At 37.6% G+C, this 18497-nt stretch carries 17 protein-coding genes; 3 read left to right on the top strand and 14 right to left on the bottom strand.

Going from position 1 to position 18497, the window contains the following annotated elements; genetic code table 11:
- Window positions 1-17: 17 nt before the first annotated feature.
- A complete protein-coding gene (locus JXQ92_RS00085) occupies window positions 18-680 on the bottom strand; it encodes a CPBP family intramembrane glutamic endopeptidase (RefSeq protein WP_421984531.1) in 663 nt (220 codons plus the stop codon).
- A gap of 283 nt (window positions 681-963) precedes the next feature.
- On the opposite strand from JXQ92_RS00085, the gene JXQ92_RS00080 reads away from it, so the two are divergent.
- Together JXQ92_RS00080 and JXQ92_RS00075 are read left to right on the top strand one after the other, a co-directional pair.
- Window positions 964-3120 carry a DUF6851 domain-containing protein gene (locus tag JXQ92_RS00080; RefSeq protein WP_421984530.1) on the top strand — a complete coding sequence of 719 codons (2157 nt, stop codon included), beginning with the start codon at window positions 964-966 and terminating at the stop codon, window positions 3118-3120.
- Between the two features lie 37 nt (window positions 3121-3157).
- The gene (locus JXQ92_RS00075; protein WP_421984529.1) at window positions 3158-4927 is read left to right on the top strand and encodes a CRTAC1 family protein; all 1770 of its coding nucleotides are present in this window, start codon (window positions 3158-3160) and stop codon (window positions 4925-4927) included.
- Between the two features lie 19 nt (window positions 4928-4946).
- Here the strand turns inward: JXQ92_RS00075 and JXQ92_RS00070 are convergent, their stop codons facing one another.
- The 7 genes from JXQ92_RS00070 to JXQ92_RS00040 all read right to left on the bottom strand — a co-directional run bounded on the left by JXQ92_RS00070 (window position 4947) and on the right by JXQ92_RS00040 (window position 9768).
- Window positions 4947-5348 carry a DUF4345 domain-containing protein gene (locus tag JXQ92_RS00070; protein WP_421984528.1) on the bottom strand — a complete coding sequence of 134 codons (402 nt, stop codon included), beginning with the start codon at window positions 5346-5348 and terminating at the stop codon, window positions 4947-4949.
- Between the two features lie 62 nt (window positions 5349-5410).
- Window positions 5411-6118 (bottom strand): helix-turn-helix transcriptional regulator, encoded by a 708-nt coding sequence (locus tag JXQ92_RS00065; RefSeq protein WP_421984527.1) that lies wholly within the window; start codon window positions 6116-6118, stop codon window positions 5411-5413.
- 63 nt (window positions 6119-6181) lie between these two features.
- Window positions 6182-6475: a hypothetical protein gene (locus JXQ92_RS00060; protein WP_421984526.1), complete on the bottom strand. Its 294-nt coding sequence runs from the start codon at window positions 6473-6475 to the stop codon at window positions 6182-6184.
- 93 nt (window positions 6476-6568) lie between these two features.
- Complete coding sequence (locus JXQ92_RS00055) at window positions 6569-7333, bottom strand: DUF6090 family protein (protein WP_421984525.1); 765 nt, start codon at window positions 7331-7333, stop codon at window positions 6569-6571.
- 109 nt (window positions 7334-7442) lie between these two features.
- Window positions 7443-8159 (bottom strand): DUF4386 domain-containing protein, encoded by a 717-nt coding sequence (locus JXQ92_RS00050; protein WP_421984524.1) that lies wholly within the window; start codon window positions 8157-8159, stop codon window positions 7443-7445.
- A gap of 262 nt (window positions 8160-8421) precedes the next feature.
- Window positions 8422-8991 carry a hypothetical protein gene (locus tag JXQ92_RS00045; protein WP_421984523.1) on the bottom strand — a complete coding sequence of 190 codons (570 nt, stop codon included), beginning with the start codon at window positions 8989-8991 and terminating at the stop codon, window positions 8422-8424.
- A 213-nt stretch (window positions 8992-9204) separates the two neighbouring features.
- The gene (locus tag JXQ92_RS00040; protein WP_421984522.1) at window positions 9205-9768 is read right to left on the bottom strand and encodes a hypothetical protein; all 564 of its coding nucleotides are present in this window, start codon (window positions 9766-9768) and stop codon (window positions 9205-9207) included.
- A gap of 232 nt (window positions 9769-10000) precedes the next feature.
- On the opposite strand from JXQ92_RS00040, the gene JXQ92_RS00035 reads away from it, so the two are divergent.
- Window positions 10001-12601: a helix-turn-helix domain-containing protein gene (locus JXQ92_RS00035; protein ID WP_421984521.1), complete on the top strand. Its 2601-nt coding sequence runs from the start codon at window positions 10001-10003 to the stop codon at window positions 12599-12601.
- Between the two features lie 90 nt (window positions 12602-12691).
- On the opposite strand, the gene JXQ92_RS00030 is transcribed toward JXQ92_RS00035, so the two are convergent.
- From JXQ92_RS00030 to JXQ92_RS00005, 6 genes are all read right to left on the bottom strand, one after another.
- On the bottom strand, window positions 12692-12931 hold the full coding sequence (locus tag JXQ92_RS00030) for a hypothetical protein (protein WP_421984520.1): 240 nt from the start codon (window positions 12929-12931) through the stop codon (window positions 12692-12694).
- Window positions 12932-13492: 561 nt separating this feature from the next.
- Entirely contained in the window at window positions 13493-14002 is a 510-nt protein-coding gene (locus JXQ92_RS00025) for a hypothetical protein (RefSeq protein WP_421984519.1), read from the bottom strand.
- A gap of 294 nt (window positions 14003-14296) precedes the next feature.
- Window positions 14297-15742, bottom strand: a complete 1446-nt coding sequence (locus tag JXQ92_RS00020) for a serine hydrolase (RefSeq protein ID WP_421984518.1) — start codon at window positions 15740-15742, stop codon at window positions 14297-14299.
- 288 nt (window positions 15743-16030) lie between these two features.
- Complete coding sequence (locus tag JXQ92_RS00015) at window positions 16031-16798, bottom strand: RDD family protein (RefSeq protein WP_421984517.1); 768 nt, start codon at window positions 16796-16798, stop codon at window positions 16031-16033.
- Between the two features lie 588 nt (window positions 16799-17386).
- The gene (locus JXQ92_RS00010) at window positions 17387-17878 is read right to left on the bottom strand and encodes a hypothetical protein (RefSeq protein ID WP_421984516.1); all 492 of its coding nucleotides are present in this window, start codon (window positions 17876-17878) and stop codon (window positions 17387-17389) included.
- Window positions 17879-18026: 148 nt separating this feature from the next.
- Window positions 18027-18455 carry a hypothetical protein gene (locus tag JXQ92_RS00005; RefSeq protein WP_421984515.1) on the bottom strand — a complete coding sequence of 143 codons (429 nt, stop codon included), beginning with the start codon at window positions 18453-18455 and terminating at the stop codon, window positions 18027-18029.
- Window positions 18456-18497 lie beyond the last annotated feature (42 nt).

The raw sequence follows: 18497 nt of genomic DNA, 5'->3' as shown, positions 1-18497 counted from the left end.
GTCCAAGTAGCTTAAAATCAAGCTAATCCAAAGTAAAAACTAAGTAAGCCCAGAGTATTAAAAATGCCATGCAGCATAATCATGAACCATAAATCGTACTTACGCTTATAGAATATTATGGAAAAGAGTGCTCCTGTAGATGCGGCAACGAGTTGTCCTGTAATTCCTTGTTGCATATGCATGTATCCGAAAAAGCTACTGAATATTAGAATGTTAATGACGAGACTCATTTTGCCATCTCCAAAAAATTTAACGAACTGTCGCATAAAATAGCCTCTGAAAATTATTTCTTCACCAAAGCCTGCTGTTGCCCAAACTATTAATAGCCAGATAATAGTAGTTGGAAGGTCTCCTTTCAATTGCGACATGCTTGAATAATCAATGGATATTCCTGTAAGCATTTCGATTCCTGGCACTAGGGCAAATACATAAACAATAAAAAGTCCAAATGCCGCTAAAGGTGCGTATACAAGTAGGTTTTTCGCATTGAATTTTGATCGTTGAAATCCAAGTGCTGATAATGGCTTTCCCTTATATTCAAAATAATTTGCGATAATGATAATTATAGAGATAACTATATTTTCAAAAGGTGTTCGAGTAACTGGTCCAAAGTACATGAAACAAATTATCGCTAGGGTGACTAATGGCGTTACGGTTTGTTTAAGGGTTAATTTATTCATCTTTCTGTTTTTTTGAATTAATATGCTCGCAACATATATTCAATCTAGCCGCTCGGAAAGCTGTTTATGCCGGACTATCGTTAAGACTGGTTGAATTGTAAAGTGTAGATATTGGATCTAGTCTGTCCAACCCTATTAATTTCAGTTCAGTTGTATTTTTTGTTTGCCGGCCCAATCATAAGTTTTATGAAGCGTTTTTAATCTTCTAATTTTCAAACAATAGAGATGAAAAGAATATTGTAACCACTAAATTGGTGTTCGAATTAAGACATTCTTTGCCCTTATGGTTCGTATAGTATTGGTTCTATTAGTTTGTTTTGTAAGTATTCCAAGATTGGAAGCTCAAGAGCATTCTATTGCCAGACAATGGAATGAAGTGCTTCTTCAGTCAATTAGGAATGACTTAGCCAGGCCGACAGTTCATGCTCGAAATCTATTTCATCATAGTGTAGCCATGTATGATATCTGGGCTGTGTATGATGGCAAAGCTCAGACTTACTTTCTGGGGAATATTATTGGAGAGTATATTTCGGATTTCGAAGTATTTACATTTGATAGTAATACGGAAGAAGCTCGTGAAGAAGCCATCAGTTATGCTTCCTTGCGTTTGCTGAAGCATCGTTTTCAGTTTTCACCAAATTCATTTGAGATCTTCAGAGAAATTGATGGACTCTTCAATCAATTGGGGTACGATCAAAACTTAACTTCTACCGACTATCAGAGTGGAGATCCAGCAGCATTTGGTAATTACGTTGCTCAGCAGTTGATTCAATTCGGTTTGACTGATGGTAGCAATGAGATTGCCAATTATCAAAATCGCTACTATGAACCACTAAATGGAGGTTTAACGCCTCGCGAATCAGGAGTAGGCGATATAACAGACCCGAATAGGTGGCAGCCATTAGAATTTGAAACTTTTGTTGATCAAAGCGGTAATCCGATCTCTGGTGGTCGTCCAGATTTTTTAAGTGCCGAATGGGGTAACGTCATTCCATTTTCTATGACGAATTCAGAGGCCAATACATTTGAGAGAGATGGATTTATTTACAAGGTTTATCATGATCCAGGCCCTCCTGTATATTTAGACACCACAACGAAAGAAGGGCCGAGCGAACTTTACCGTTGGAATCATCAATTGGTGAGTGTTTGGTCTTCTCATTTAGATCCAGAAGACGAAACACTTATTGATATTGCTCCTTCCTCGTTGGGGAACATAGGTTTTGATGACTTGCCCGAATCTTTTGAAGAGTATCGATCATTTTATGATTTAACAAATGGAGGAGACCCGGGAGTAGGTTATGATGTAAACCCAAGCACTGGAATGCCATACGAACCTCAGTTGGTTAAAAGAGCTGACTATGCAAGGATATTAGCTGAATTCTGGGCAGATGGACCAGATTCTGAAACACCTCCTGGCCATTGGTTTGATATCATGAACTATGTTTCTGATCATCCGCAATTGGAAAAGAAGCTACAAGGAGAAGGTGATGTATTAAGTGATTTGGAGTGGGATATAAAATCATACTTCCTTTTAGGCGGAGCTATGCACGATGCTGCTATTGCAGCATGGAGTGTAAAAGGCTATTATGATTATATCAGACCAATATCTGCAATAAGGTATATGGCTAGTAAAGGGCAGTCAAGTGATGAGACTTTGCCAAATTACCACCCTGCAGGTGTCGATTTGATACCTGGCTTTATTGAGCTTGTGCAAGATGGTGATCCGTTAGCAGGCCCACAGGGAGAAAATATTGGTGAGATTAAGGTGTTTGCTTGGAGAGGGCATTTTTATATACGAGATCCAGAAACTACCTATGCTGGAGTGGGATGGATACTAGCAGCAGACTGGAATCCCTATCAACGACAAACCTTTGTTACCCCACCGTTCGCAGGGTATGTATCGGGCCACTCGACTTATTCTAGAGCAGCAGCAGAGGTGCTGACACAATTAACTGGGGATCCGTTTTTTCCTGGAGGTATGGGGGAATTTCCTGCCATTAGAAATGAATTTCTAGTGTTTGAAGAAGGTCCAACTGCAGATGTCACACTCCAATGGGCAACCTATCGAGATGCTTCAGACCAATGCTCACTATCAAGAATATGGGGTGGTATTCATCCGCCTATTGATGATATCCCAGGTAGAAGAATTGGAAGAGATGTGGGTGTTAATGCTTTCAATTATGGTATCGAGTATTTTAGTCCCGGTATAGAAGTCGAAGAAGGTCAGCATGTATTGTATCCCAATCCTGTAACAGATTTTTTAAATGTTGTGGGAGAATCATCAACCTTTAGAATTATGGGACTCAATGGACAGTTCTATGCGCTTCAGTCTGCAGGTCGAAACGGAATTACACAGCTAGACGTTCGTTTTCTTGATAAAGGTGTTTACCTTTTATTAGGAGATAATAATCGAGTGGTGGGTAAGTTTATTAAAGAGTGACTACCAGACTTTTAAGTCCCTCTGTTATATTTAAGGTATGAAGTTGAAGAGGCTAAAAATTGTAGTGTTAATTCTAATCTCTACAATTAATCTAATACATGCTCAAATTGGATTCTCTGATTTATCTGTTCAATCGGGAATAGATAATCTCGGAAGTAACCACGGTATTTCTTTTGGCGACATTAATAATGATGGACTTGAGGATATATATATATCAGTGAGAGAGTCTGGTATACCTAATAAGTTGTACCTAAATAGAGGAAATTTCATATTTGAAGAGATTGCCGAATCGGCTGGGGTGAATTCTACAGGCAACACAACTGCCGCTACTTGGGGTGATGTAAATAATGACGGCTTCTTAGATCTCTATATTGGTAATACGAATACTCCCAATACTCTTTATATTAATAATGGAGATTTAACATTTCGAGACATTACCATGACAGCAGGAGTGGGTGACCCCTTCGATCCGCGATCAGTACAGTTTGCCGATGTGGATAATGACGGTTACTTAGATATCTATATTCATAACTACAATACTGAAAATGTACTCTACAAGAATAATCAAGACAACACTTTTAGCGATGTAACTACTGAGTCAGGAGCCCTAAATATTGATCCTGCTATGGGTACGATCTTCTTTGATTTGGATGATGATGGTGATCTAGACCTCTACATGTTGAATGACGGTGGCGATGCAGTATTATTCGAGAATGATGGTACCGGTAAGTTCGAGGATATTACGGAAGGCTCTGGCCTAGGTATATTCTGTGCCTGTATGGGAGTAGATTTTGGTGATTATGATTTAGATGGTGACTGGGATATTTATATCAGTAATTATGGAGTGAATTATTTCTTTGAAAATAATGGTGATAAAACGTTCACGAGTAAGGGTAGTGATTATGATCTAAATGATAGTGGTATGGGCTGGGGAACTTTCTGGTTCGACTATGACAATGATGGAGACCAAGATATTTACCTGGCTAATCATCAGTTTATCAGTTCCAAACCTAATAAGCTATATCAGAATAACGGAGGAAGTGATTTTGAATGGATTAGTGCCGACACCAACATAGAAAGTCCGTACGCTTCTTTTGGAACCGCCGCGGCCGATGTTAATAATGATGGTAACATGGACATAGTGGTGGCTAATTGGGGGACGACAGCAAGCAATCAGCTTTTTGGAAGGGAAGTTCAAGATAATAATGCTGTATTGGTAAAGGCAATTGGCACTGAAAGTAATACCTCGGCGATAGGTGCAGTGGTTAAAATAAAGACTGGTGATAAAGTTCAGATGGACCAAATTACTGGTGCTACAGGTTATGCTTCGCAGAGTAGTTTAGTACTTCATTTTGGCGTGGGTAGATTTGAAATTATCGATGAGATGACTATCGAATGGCCTTCCGGTGCTATAGATGTTTACACTGATCTCTCAGTAAATAGACGCTTTACTGCAACCGAAAACGAAGGTATACAAGACGTGCCTTTATCTAATACTATTATTACAAGCATTGATAACTCAGAGCCAGAACAAGTCTTGACAAACTTTCCAAACCCATTTTCGGATAGAACCTTTATCCCAGTACAAAGTTCGCTCCCTAATCAAACGAGAATTGAAGTATACACACTTGGAGGAGAGAAGATTCAGACGCTAGAAGAAATTGATTTCATAAACGAACAACCTGGCTTTTATTGGTATGGAGATAATGCATCAGGTTATAGCGTAAAAGACGGAATGTATCTCTATAAAGTTTACTCTAAAGGCAAGGGTGTCCTTAGAACGGGTAAACTTATCTATGGTAAATAGTATCTTTCAATCAGACTTTTTAGAGCAGGATTTTGACTAAGCAAAATACATTCAAACCTCCTAAAATAATCTCGAAGATCATACCCTGAAATGTTTGTTGATTAGGTTTTCCATCTACACTTAAACTCACCGATCTGCCAATAGCGTAGCTTACATAAAAAATGCTGCTGACTATAAAAGATGTAAGTTGCAATTGAGGAAGTAAAGTCCCTAATAAAATAGTGATGCCAGCAAATACGGTGTGTAGACCTGCACCTCTCATCTCGCTAAACATACTCGATTTTCCTTCTATTTTTAATTCGGGATTGTCGGCATAAGACTTTAGGCAATAAGAACCAATAGGCTTTAAGAATCTCATAAAACCTGCAAAAGTTAACATGAGACCTGATAATGCTAAAACTACTATGTTGAAAATATCCATTTTAATTGCTTTTATATGATTCGTATAATGCAAACATAAAGAGGGCTTGTGACAGAGGTGTGTCAGGGGTGTTCTTGGTTTCTAACATATTTTTCAAAATACTCCTTCAATGTCATATTGTGAGGGGTAAATGTTTCCTTAAGAGTCTCGAGGCTCTCAATATAATCTATCCTAAATGCCCTGAAACTATTCCTTAATTTGCAAAAGGCAATGAGGAGAAAATTCCCATGTATGCTGTAAAGGGCGAAGGGTTCTATTTGGCGTATAGTATGTTTATTTTCGGAAGAGTTGTATTCTATCTTTAAAAGTTGAAAGTGGATTATTGCAGATTGTATCTCCATCAAATTGTTGCTGGTTCTCTCCTGAGAATTATTACCTCCAAAATATATTCGATCTGTTAGTAGGTCTGCGTTTCCCTTTTGCGAGTACTTTAGAATTACTTTAATCTTTTCAATAGCACTGGATACATTTTCACTTAGTGATTGATCCTTATTCTTAATTGCAAGCTGTTCAATAGTAATCAATGCATTTGCTTCTTCTTCAGAGAATAGGACAGGGGGAAGATGATACCCTTCCATGATTGAATAGCCCTTACCTTCTTCAGTTGTAATAGGAATTCCTGATTTTTCAAGTGTTCTTATGTCTCTGTATATTGTTCTTACACTGACATTGTGCCTTTCAGCAAGTGTGTTGGCTGTTACAATTCTCTTAGATTGCAGTTGAGTTAAAATTGCGGTTAACCTCGAAAGTCTTGGTTTTTCTTCTTCCATTTAAACTTGTTTTGCTGCTGGCCAACGTTTAGTGCATCGTAGTGTCTCGCAGGGTGCAAGACACTATAGACCTTGTTGTATACAGTATTTAATTTCCTCTTCTTCTAAATTCAATCCATCGAACTTCTTGAATATTGAGAATTTTGCTCCAAAGTATTTCTCATGTGGTTCACTACATTCCCAAGTAAGGTGATTCTCTCTTGCATCATAAATCAATCGGTGATTTCTTCCCGAAATGCGGTACGCTAATAACCCATTTCCAAAGTGGTAAGGCTCATATCGAAATTCTAAGAGTTCAAAACGAGCAATTGAATTGAGTTTATGCTCAATATCAATTCTAAATTCCTCAAAATTCATCTTCGTCTATTCAATTTACCCTGTAATCCTTAACTCTTGCTTCTATGTTAATTCCGTTCTTATTGTCACCCAAAAAGGCTAATTCATTAATGATTAGTCTTCGGTTACTCCGTTTATTTCTTTAATAATCTTCTTACCTAGTTCTTTTAGTTGTCCATATTGATCGATCATTGTATCGAATTGCCAAGCAGCTAAATTGACGACGTTTCTATAGGCAGGTTTAGACGTGTATTCCAGAAACACCTTATCATATTCAGATTGTGGAGTAGCTTTTGCGGCTAAAGAATCTTGGGGGATAAAAGCAGATGCGAAAATAAGCGACCTGTCGAATTCAGTATCAAGAAATTTTTCTTGATACACTGCATATTCGTTATAGCTCTTTTCATTTTCAGAAATTCCATCTACCAAAATATGATATTCAGCCAGAAGTGAATCGAGCCTAGAGTTGTTTATTTTACCATAATATGGCGAGCCTTTTAATGATTCATAGCCACCAATATTGGGTTTAAAGTAAAAATCGGCAAAAGCGGTGCCACTGGCCTTAAACAAAAATAGGTTTTCATTTTCGGTTTTGTCTAAGATGCTCTTTCGCACGTTTTTGCATATGTCGGCAATTCGCTTTCTTCCTTCGGATAGCTCATCTAACTGGATTATGTCTTGCGATGTATGGGATTTAATCTTTGTTAAATATTCATCTAGGGAATTCTTGTCTTTTACTAACTGATTCCAGTTGTTAATCTGTAATGCAATCAAAATACCGATGACTACCAGTATGATTTCTCCTAAAGCATACTTTAGATATTGAGATTTCTTATCCTCTATAATCAGCTTATGTCTTACTTTTCTAAATAATTTCATAACTAACGACAACGTCTAGGTATAGCATATACCTCTAGACTTTGTTTATAGCTACAATCTAACTTATTTGCTAGACACTTTACAGGTAGCTAAGTAAAACAATACGTCATCATCTTTTGACATGCGCATTAACACTGTCAATTGGAATCTTCACCCCGAAACTTAGTAACCATATACCTACTCCCAATTCGAAAAGAGCACCAGGAAAAAGCACAAACATGGTCTCGCGAGGTAAATCTGGAACAAGTATTTTGAGTATAGGATAAAGGATCAAACTTGAGTAAGTCAGGATCCCCCATACTGACCAAAATCTTGGAATAATGCGAGATTTCAAAAATAAATAAAACGTAAGTACTCCCGCGAACCCCATGAATATCCAGCTGTATTCATATGCAGGTTGTCTGAAATTTGAGGCCAGGATTACAAATTCATACAGTTGTTCCGAACTGTAAATATCTAATAGATTTGACTTGACCGACAATGTCAACATTACCATACTAAAAACAACTGCCATTCCGCCAATAATTATCTCAACGGACCTTAGGTATAAAGCCATAAGTGATAGTTGCCTGTTTATAGGTTTGAGTACTACATAAAATGAGACAGAAGCTAAAATAACACCGAGAAACATTATTGTTTCTGCCACGATTCCAAGCCGAAAATGCAGTTCGTTTTCAAATAGTGTGGCTTTAATGGCACCTGCATTAGACAATCTAGTATCCAATACAAAATTCTTGACCAAGCCGCTAAGTGTAAAAATGATGTAACTGAGTCCTGCTAGTCTGGAATATTTAAATTGAATATTTCGTTCTGCTTGTCTGTCCATTGTAGTTCTGTTTTCATTCTAAATTATGACATGACGGTCTCCTATAACCGTTAGTTATGGATTACTATGTGGTAGTTTTCTGTTTGGTATAGACTTTAGCAATTCCATGGAGAATCGGAAGAATGTCAAATCTGTTGTAATCGCAGCTGTAGATTGTCGACTACCTATTAATTGCCAACGTTCTGATTATGGTGCTTATGCCGGTTTGTCAGTCAACAGCCTAAAAATTTAATCCAAATTATATGTTTTAAGGTGCCTAGTCTTAAAACCAATTAAAACCTATTCCAAAGGAGAGCACTACAGCGTCTCGATCTTTTCCATTATCTAGATTAGTCCAACCCATCTGCAGTTGTGTTTGAAGGTCTAGCGCAAAATTTTTCTTTTGCACAAATTCATATCCTGTACTGAAGGAAACAGCACCGCCAAAATTCCAATCTTCATCCTCAATATTATCTTCATAGAATACTGGAAAATCCATAGCCAATCCTGCACCTGCATTAATCCACCATCTATCTTTTACCCAATATTGAACAGAGGGCATAAATGCATCAAAAGTTCTGTCTTTGCCTTCGTACTCATATCCCATTCCGGAATACATTCCTAAAATCGCTAAGCGATCATTGACCATCCAACCAAATTTTAAATTAGGAAAAGTACCTCCGAACTGAGCTTCATCGAAAGGCACTTCTTGATCGCTATCAGATATACTGATGACACCACCGCCTAACCCAAAGCCAATGATAAATCCTTTTCTTTCAATTTGAATGGCCTCATTTTGGCCATAGGAGAGAAACGCGTAAAATATAAATATGGTAATCAATATGTTTTTCATTTTTTCATGTTTAAAAGTGTCTAATACAATGTAGACTGATATGCTTTCTAAGCTTATGGCTTAAAGATTCATGCCAGTATTAATGTTAAGCTCAAAAAGGAAGTAGTTTTTCCACTTACAGTCTAGCACCTTAAATGCTTAAGGAGCATTGTTCCCAAAAATCTAATCTTGCTATCAACTCTTGGGATGTATAAAAAATCGTTTTTGTGTATGCTAAAAACTATATCCGATTCGCAAGTGCATATTCAATTCTATTTCACTTTTGTCCTTTGAATAACCAGCACGTTCAGCAAATGTGTAACTGTACCCTACACCAATTCCTGCTTCATAATTAAAATGGTCTCCTAGATTTCTTCTAATTCCCCAAGTAGGTATAATGGCGAAATCACTTACCACCGGAGCATCGTCAGTATTGAAAAGAGCCAATTCTGGATGATAACTAGTTTTTAGAGCAATAAAATTGCCGCTGTTTCCGTCAGTTCGTTGAGAATTTTCTGAACGTTTTTTGAGGTTGTAATAGAATCTTGGCTCAACAACTATAACAGGTGTAAGAATGAACGGAGAATCATAATCATCGTAATAAGTAGTTTCCCAAATACCAAAATCAAAACCAAGCTCTGTTCTAAGTGCTAAGTTGTTTGACAGTTTTGCTTCATTATATACCCAGATACCTAAAACTCCAGTTTGTACTCCGAATGTTGATTTTTCAACGCTTGTTTTTTGAGCTTTGACGACTAATGTGCTAAAGAATAAAAGAATGATTAATAGATTTTTCATGATCTTAATTTTTAATGTTCTGTGTGATTAACAGTTTTTACAAAGGTCAGGAAGGAATGAAAGGGAGCCCTATGAGCTATACAGCCAAATCCATAAAGTTTGCGGAAGTCATAAAAACTATGGAGCTGAAGTATAAATTATGAAGCAAATGGTTAAATTATACTCTCTATTATGGAAAACACAAGTGGGGTTGGTGCACTAAAATTTTACTGGTTTAGAACCACCTAAAGCTATGTCAGGCGCATCTTATAATACCGAAAGTTTTGTTGATCAAGCGGAATCCATCATCCTAGAGAATATCTCTAATGAACAATTTGGTGTCTCTGAATTGGCAGAGGCAATGAATACAAGCCGTTCAAACCTGCTCAGAAAGATCAAACAGCAAACCCAGCTTTCAGCGAGTCTGTTCATTCGAAAGGTTCGGGTAGAGAAGAGCATGGAGATACTTGGGCAGACTTCTCTCACCGTGTCGGAAGTCTCCTATAAAGTTGGCTTTGGAAGTACTTCCTATTTTATCAAATGTTTCAGGGAATATTATGGATATCCACCTGGTGAGGTTGGTAGAAGAGGAGCGAGCGATAAAGACCGGGGAGGGGCATCTACCAGAAACAGACAGTTGGTCGCCATTATGTTCACTGACATTAAGGGATACACTTCTCTCATGCAAACGGATGAAAGGAAAGGTGTTGCTTATCGAGAACGTCACAGAGAGGTTTTTGACACTACGACCAAAAAATACAATGGACGTATCCTGCAGTATTTTGGTGATGGGACATTAAGTACATTTCCTAGTGCAATTGATGCTGTACGATGTGGTATAGAAATGCAGCTCGCTTTTAGAGAGGAACCGAAGGTCCCCATCCGGGTTGGAATACATTCAGGTGACATTATTGTAACTGAGGAAGAGATTATCGGAGATAGCGTAAATATTGCTTCTCGTATTGAATCACTTGCCAACGCAGGAAGTGTTTATATCTCCGACAAGGTGTATGACGAAGTGAAAAATCAAGATGACCTTATAACGGCATCTATGGGGGTTCATAAACTGAAAAACATCACAAAGCCCCTTGAGGTATATGCTGTTTCTAATCATCTACTTGGTGATATTGAGGTGCCGAATTCTAAAAATGCGAATGGAAATCTGAATTTGAAATGGCCATCAGTAGCTGTCGCGGTGCTACTAATTAGTATTCTTGCTTATTCCTTTGGATTACTTAATCGGAAACCGGGGCCAAATTCAAGTGCAACTTGGAACGATAAGTCTATTGCTGTTTTGCCATTCAAAAACGATAGTGGTGATTCATCGAATCTTTATTTTGTGAATGGTCTCATGGAATCGATGCTGAACAACCTTCAAAAGATTAAAGACTTACGCGTAATTAGTAGGTCTTCCGTGGAAAAATATAGAAATACTGAGAAGACAATTCCTGAAATAGCCAAAGAAATGAATGTTGGTTATGTTTTGGAAGGCAGTGGTCAAAAGATTGGAGACCAGATTCTACTCAACATCCAGTTGATAGAAGCTACAACGGATAGTCATCTATGGGCAGAGCAGTATGACCGGCAGTTTGTTGATGTTTTTGAACTACAGAATGAGGTCGCCAGAAATATAGTTAGTTCTATAGAAGTGATTGTGACCCCGTCGGAACTCGAACTCTTAGAGAAAAAACCTACCGAAAATTTACTGGCTTTTGATTATTATCTAAGGGCACTTGGCCCTCTGAATTCACAAACGCCTGATGGTCTTCGACAAGCCATTGTATTACTTGAACAAGCGCTAGAACAGGATCCTGAGTTCGCTTTGGCATACGCCAACATCGCGATATCATATTATCTTCTGGAAAGAACTAGAATTGAGAAAAAGCATACCGAAAAAATTAACAGCTATGCGGATAAGGCCTTGCTATATGATTCAAAATCAGACAAGAGTTTGATCGCCAAGTATTTTTATTATATACAGACAGAGGAATACGAACTTGCCCTCCCACACCTTGAAAAGGCTCTAGAATATAACCCCAATTCGTCTTTTGCCATACAAATGCTGGCAGACTTCTATTTTAGAATCGTTCCCAATTCCAGCAAATATTTGGAGTATGCCTTGAAAGGGACTCAGCTCGATGTTGCCGCCAGTGATTCCGTTACCTTAAGCTATCTCTATTTAAACCTAGGCAATGCGTTGATCCAAAACGGTTTTGTGAATGAGGCAATTTTGTACATCGATAAATCGCTTAACCACTTCCAAGAAAACTACTTTGCGCCTTATCTAAACGCCTTGATCATGTATGCCAAGGAACGCGACCTTGAACAAGGTCAAAAGTCTCTATTAAAGGAATGGAAAAAAGACACTTCTCGATTAGACATCTTGCAGGAAGTGGCGAACTTCTATTATTACGAGGAAGACTACGATAGTGCCTTTTACTATTTCGAAAAATTCGTCACTGCCAGAGAGACAAATGGACTGAATGTTTATCCCCAGGCGGATATTTGGATTGGTAAAGTTTATGAAAAGATGGGTCTGATTGAGGAGTCAATTGGTTTTTACCAGTCTTACGCCGAGTATTGTGAAAATGACGAAACCATTTACAAAAGTATGAGCCTTGCGATGAAATTTGCCAACGAGGGAGAAATAGACCGAGTCATTGAACAACTTAATATCTTTGCAAAGGAGGATAGTTTTCAATACTGGACCCTCGTATTTCTAGAGGTTGACCCGATTATGAATAATTTGAGGGGTAATACGGCATTCGATGAAGCAGTAGAAAAGATTAAGGATCGGTTTTGGGAGAATCAGGCTAAACTAAAAAAGTCGCTAGAGGTAAAAGGCCTGATTTAAAGGAAAAGAAATTGCTACTAACGATCTAGTATACGAGCAGTTACGGGTTCTGAAACTCTAACCATTCGAATAAGACTCTATTAAGAACCTTTAAAAACTCTGTTCTTTCATTTTCTTTCTTGCGTTTAGTAAGTAATTCGCATCATTTCCTGCTCGGTATCTCAACTGGTTTGTTCCGTCAATTACAGAACTATAAATTACTTCGGCAATCAAATTTGGCGATGAAACTGTGTTGTTTGGATTCAGCGATTGTTTCATTAGAGCAGTTATGATTGGTTGGTAGTCTTCAATATTTCCAGTTTGAAAGTAATTATCATTTTTTACATCCACATAGCTTTTAACTGGTTTGACCTGTGTTTTCCCGATTTTGGTGTTTGAAAAGGAATAGTTGCTTGGTATTAATGTTTGCCAACGTTCGAAGGTATGAACTGTGAATTATGGAGGAATATCAAAATGTTAGCTTGTCCTCTAGCACAGTGCTTGTTTTCGAACTTTTTGTTTGCGACATAAGATACGATTGAAAAAGTTGATTTTGAATATTCTGGGAATAAGATTAGTTGACAATTCAAGCTGCACATTGTATATACCGTATGTTGGGTATTAGTGCTTTGGTGTGAAATCTGTGAAGTGTTATAGTTTAGGGGCTTGATTTGCTTCGAACGTTGGGATTAATGAATAGGTTGGGAGCGCAGCGGAAGTCTATGCCCCTCGCGGGGCATTAATCCCAACGACCAGCTATGATTAGTGGGGATTAGAATGAACTAACCTTTCCGACTCCTCAAAGCCACGCCTTGATTTAATTTTAAAATTTGTGGTGGACTTTCCAGTCCCCACTAATATACCTTGACCGATAAAACCACATTCATTCATAGCATTTGTTGGTTGCCGTTTTTAATGTATATAGTTTCCAAATTCAACAACTAGTGTTCTATTAGTTTCTTGAAGGACTATTGCTCGGACTAAACTGCCGTCACCACTATCAATGGTATATTCATGAGCATTAACGTTCCATTGCCTGGTATACTGCTCAAGTCGTTCCTTGACTTTATAAATTAGATTTTTGAGATTATCGAGATGAAATTGACTGTCAAATAACGAAGGAACTTGGCAAAATACTTTAAGATGTTCAAATGACCATTCAAAATTCTCATCGAGCCTATTGGCTATTGTTTGAACATCAGTTTTAGTTGAGAGTACCATATTGAAATATCTTTCATTCGCTATGTCGCTATATTGATGATCTGTAAGTTTGAAAATTTCCTTTTCTTCAATTCTGCGATTTAAAGAAATCCGAACTGAAATTATTGAGGGGTTGTACCCATCAGAAATTACATTAAAAAAATCTGATAGTAATTCGATCGAGTTCTCAATAATTTGCTTATCAGCTAACTCGTGTTTCATTTTTTTCATTCTTTAACATCCAATAATCTAATATTAGTGTTTTGGTTTAAAATCTGTGAAGTCTTACAGTTTAGGGACTTGATTTGCTTCGAACGTTGGGATTAATGAATAGGCTGGGAGCGCAGCGGAAGTCTATGCCCCTCGCGGGGCATTAATCCCATCGGTTGGTATATGCAAAGTAGGCGATTTAGAAGCGACAAACTTTCGTTAAGCACAACGTCAGATACGAGCTAAAACTCTTGATCTTACTGATATCTCGCCTATTTTATATATACATTGTTAGTGGGCGTTTATTCATTTTGCTATTTTCTTATAATAGTTTCCCTGTCCTTTGGCATTAATGATTTTTCCTTTCTTATCTCGTTCAAAGACGAGTGTCTCTCCCAGTTCTTGATCACCCCTAATTCTCCGAAATGTATCTCCTTCAATATGTTTGTAAAATATCATGTGATTTTCTGGTTTACCTGATGGTAATCTGAGTGTAACTAACTTTCCCTCCCAAGTTGATATGAACACTTCACTCGACCAAGGCATTGGGCTATAGTATCCAACATATTCTTGTAGGTTTTTATTTTCAATTTTTTCACCTCTTGGTTTTTCCTTCTTTGTAGTCTTCAATTTCTTAATAATTGCATTTATTCCATTTGCATATTTTGCTGGGTTAGTATTATTGGCATTGATCATAATAGAATATGCTCTTTTATTCTTTAAGTCAATTTGAAGTATTGATTCATATCCTGGGCAAATCCCATCATGACCAACCCATGTATTACCATCTGCTCCTTTATAAACGATAAAACCCAAACCCCAAGTGGTTTTCCAATCAGGGTTTGTCCAATGCACATTTTGCATATATTTTAAAGTGGAAGGCTTTAAAATTTCCGTAATTGTACTATCTCTTAATCGAAATTGCCAGGAAGCAAATTTTCCTAAATCTTCCACATTTGATGATAACCCAGCAGCCGGTGTAATTCCATTGGCCTGAAAGAAATTTACTTTTTCACGCTTTCTACTTCTTGTCATTGCACTATACCCAATGGCAAGTTTGGTACCATACAACTGTTCAGGTAGTTCTGTTCGAGTATCAAAAAGACCAAGCGGTTTTAGAATATTTTGTTGGACATATTCATCATATGGAACTCCTGATACTTCTTCAACTATTTCTCCTAAGAGAGTAAGTCCGAGATTGCTGTATTGAAAATAGGTAGAGGCCGGATAAAGCGTTTCTTGTTCGCTTAATTTTGAATCAATTTGTGCTTTGGTTGGAAAAGGAAAGTTTGGCCCAGTCCAATACGGATAGGCTGCTTCTCTTGGTAGCCCAGACGAATGGGTTAACAATGACCTGATGGTAATAGGTCCACTTTCTGGGTACTTCTGCTTTAGGGTATAAGCAGGAAGTAAGTTACTCACTCTATCATCTAATCGTAATTTACCTTCATCGTATAATTTCATAATGGCAACCGAAGTAAACAACTTGGATATCGAGCAAATACTACAAAGTGTAGATGCTTCCGCCTTAATGTTTTTTTCGACATTGGCTAAACCAAAAGCCCCTGACCAAAGTACTTCCTGATCTTCAATTACAATTGCAGTCAAACTTGGTAAGTTATCAAAATCCTTTTGAGCATCTAACCAGACCTCTATAAGATTGAAGGCCTCTGCATAATTATTTACACCTTCTTGTGAAAATCCAATTGTGATTGAAAAGGAAAGAAATAATGTAAAATAATATTTTTTCATAGTCTTGTTTGTTAATGCCCGCTAACGTTCGAAGGTATGAACTGTGAATTACGGAGGAATATCAAAATGTTTAGTTTGCCTCTCATTCAGTTTTAGTGATCGAACTATCTGTTTGAGAGTTAAGGTACGATTGAATTTGTTGATTTTGCATATTCCGGGAATAAGATCAGTTGACAATTCAAGCTGCTGATGGTTTATACCGGGTGTTGGGTATTAGTGCTTTGGCGGGGTGGAAGCAGCGAAGCCTCGGTACCACTACAGCCGCATTGCGTATAGGTTATGTTAGCATCAGTTTTTCGTCCAGTTGAATTTGTCAATTATCCAATCTGAGCCCATCTCTTTATAAAGCGTAATATTTACATTCACATCAGTAGTTTTGCCTTTCACTCCAATCGTAAAATATGCTTCTCCCTCTCCATTAGTTGTACTTACGCTGCCCTTTGGGAAAAAGTCATATCCTTCAATACCACCTGTAGTTTCAATAATTTCAGAATTGTTTTCAATCTCGTTCTGAGCCATTTTATAGGCATCTGAATTTTTAATAGCCGAGGATATGAACAAAAATATGAACGCAAAAAAGACCATGAAAAACGATGTAATAAGAGCTATTCTCGGTGTCTTAGATATTGCTTCTTCACTCTTAATTACTACTGTTCCAATTTGTTTATCTGCCAATCTTTCCTTTTCAGAAGATGTAATCAATACAATTAGCTCTATTGGCCAAATAATTAGAAAGACGTTTCGAAGTAGCAATTGTCGTACCGATGGGATTTCATTGAGATTATTCTTTTTTCTAACCTTTAATTGAAGAAACCATTTCCCAGGACTTTGACCCTTTATGCAATCTTTTGAAAAGTAGGCTGTAAAACCTAATAGAGCTGTGATGATAACAGGAATATAACCAAATGGATCAGTATCATTCAAAAACCCTGTTCCCGATGCTGCAAATGTGCAGCAGACTATCAAGAAGGTAAATATGAAGTGGTCAATCATGAAGGCAGCTAACCTTCTTTTTCTACTTGCTTTCTGATAATTGGTGTTGAATTCGTGTGTCATTTAAGTGTTTAGGATTGATGCTAACGTTCGAAGGTATGAACTGTGAATTATGGAGGAATATCAAAATGTTAGCCTGTCCTCTAGCACAGCGCTTGTTTTCGAACTTTTTGTTTGCGACTTAAGATACGATTGAAATGATTGATTTTGCATATTCCGGGAATAAGATCAGTTGACAATTCAAGCTGTTCATGGTTTATACCGTATGTTGGGTATTAGTGCTTTGGTGTAAAATCTGTGAGGAGTTATAGTTTAGGAGCTTGATTTGCTTCGAATGTTGGGATTAATGAATAGGCTGGGAGCGTAGCGGAAGTCTATGCCCCTCGCGGGGCATTAATCCCAACGGTCCGGCTAAGGAGCCGAAGCCACTTTTACGTTTATATTTTTAGTAACGAAATATAACAAAGTCCGAGCTTATGCAGAAGTAGGAGAGATGCACCGCTTGACATAAGATCACGCTTGGCCAGCGGCCAATTCTTAAACAGCTGCAGCTTCTGCTACGAGGTTTTGTGGTAAGACTTGGTTTTAGAACGTCAATTTGAAAACGGAAACCCTATCGGCTCTGCTCCTTAGGTAATGTTGCAGGGCGTATTAATCACCAATCCAAGTAGTCTTATATTCTTTTCCGTCAAAATATATAAGCTGAGAAGACGATTCAAACTTTACAAATATTATGGAAGCATGTTTTGCATTCGGAATTTCATATTCTTCCTCTTGTCTTTTTGCTGATACCGTTTCTATACCGAACCCTAGTCCTCCATCATAGATTCCATAGCCAATGTCCATTATATGAATCAATTCATAATTGTCTTCGTTTGATTGGACAATTTGGAAAGAGTAATTCTCATCTTCGGTGCTTGTTCTGCCTAGAATTCCATAATCATTTATGCCATCTCCATTAAAATCTTCTATGGCTATTGTCGGACAATTAGAACTTATAAAAAGTGCCCAATCATCAACCAAACGATCTTTATGAATCATGGCTAAACTGTTTGTGTCCATCAATTTTTGGACTTCATGGGGTAACTCACATTCATCAAATTGACAAAGTATAAACAGTAATAAGGAGATTGTGGTCTTCATTATTTTGATGCTCTGTAACGGTCGTAGCTATGAGTAGTTGCGTGGGTTAGCACTAAACTTTGCAAGTACAAACCAAACTGAAAATCCTCTCGAATTTTCAGAAGTAGGCGAGAACAAGCAATTACTTATAGCCATTGTTAGCAACAGTTTATTTCTTTATTGTAAATCCTACAGGTGCTTTTAGAGTTCCATAATCATACATATTTATATAAACCGAAACCGTATCTTTTGAGCCTTTCCAGGTCACTCGATAATTGTCCAACATAACGCTTCCAAATCCATATGGATCATTTTTGCTTTTTATGGGACAACAACTACCTGCTCTAAAATATGTAACCTCTTCACCATTTGGTCCAGCCAGAGCGTTTAAAAACCTCCTTTCATTTAAAGGTCCTTCTTTCTTGTCTACCCCACCAACTTGAACTGGATTCTTTTCTGACAAACCATATGTTCGGTCAGTTGATATTTCAGTTAGTTCAAACGTTTGATTGTTTCTTAAATTGGTTTTTACAGCTTGTTTGGTTGTAGTGCAAGATATTATGAACCCTAAAATTCCAATGTAAATTATTCTTTTCATTTTATGATTTTAATTGTTGCTAACGTTCGAAGGTATGAACTG

The sequence above is a fragment of the Roseivirga sp. genome (assembly GCF_049099775.1).
In the GTDB taxonomy this organism is placed as follows: domain Bacteria; phylum Bacteroidota; class Bacteroidia; order Cytophagales; family Cyclobacteriaceae; genus Roseivirga.
Note: the sequence above shows the minus strand (reverse complement) of the source record. Positions and strands in the feature narration are given on the sequence as shown.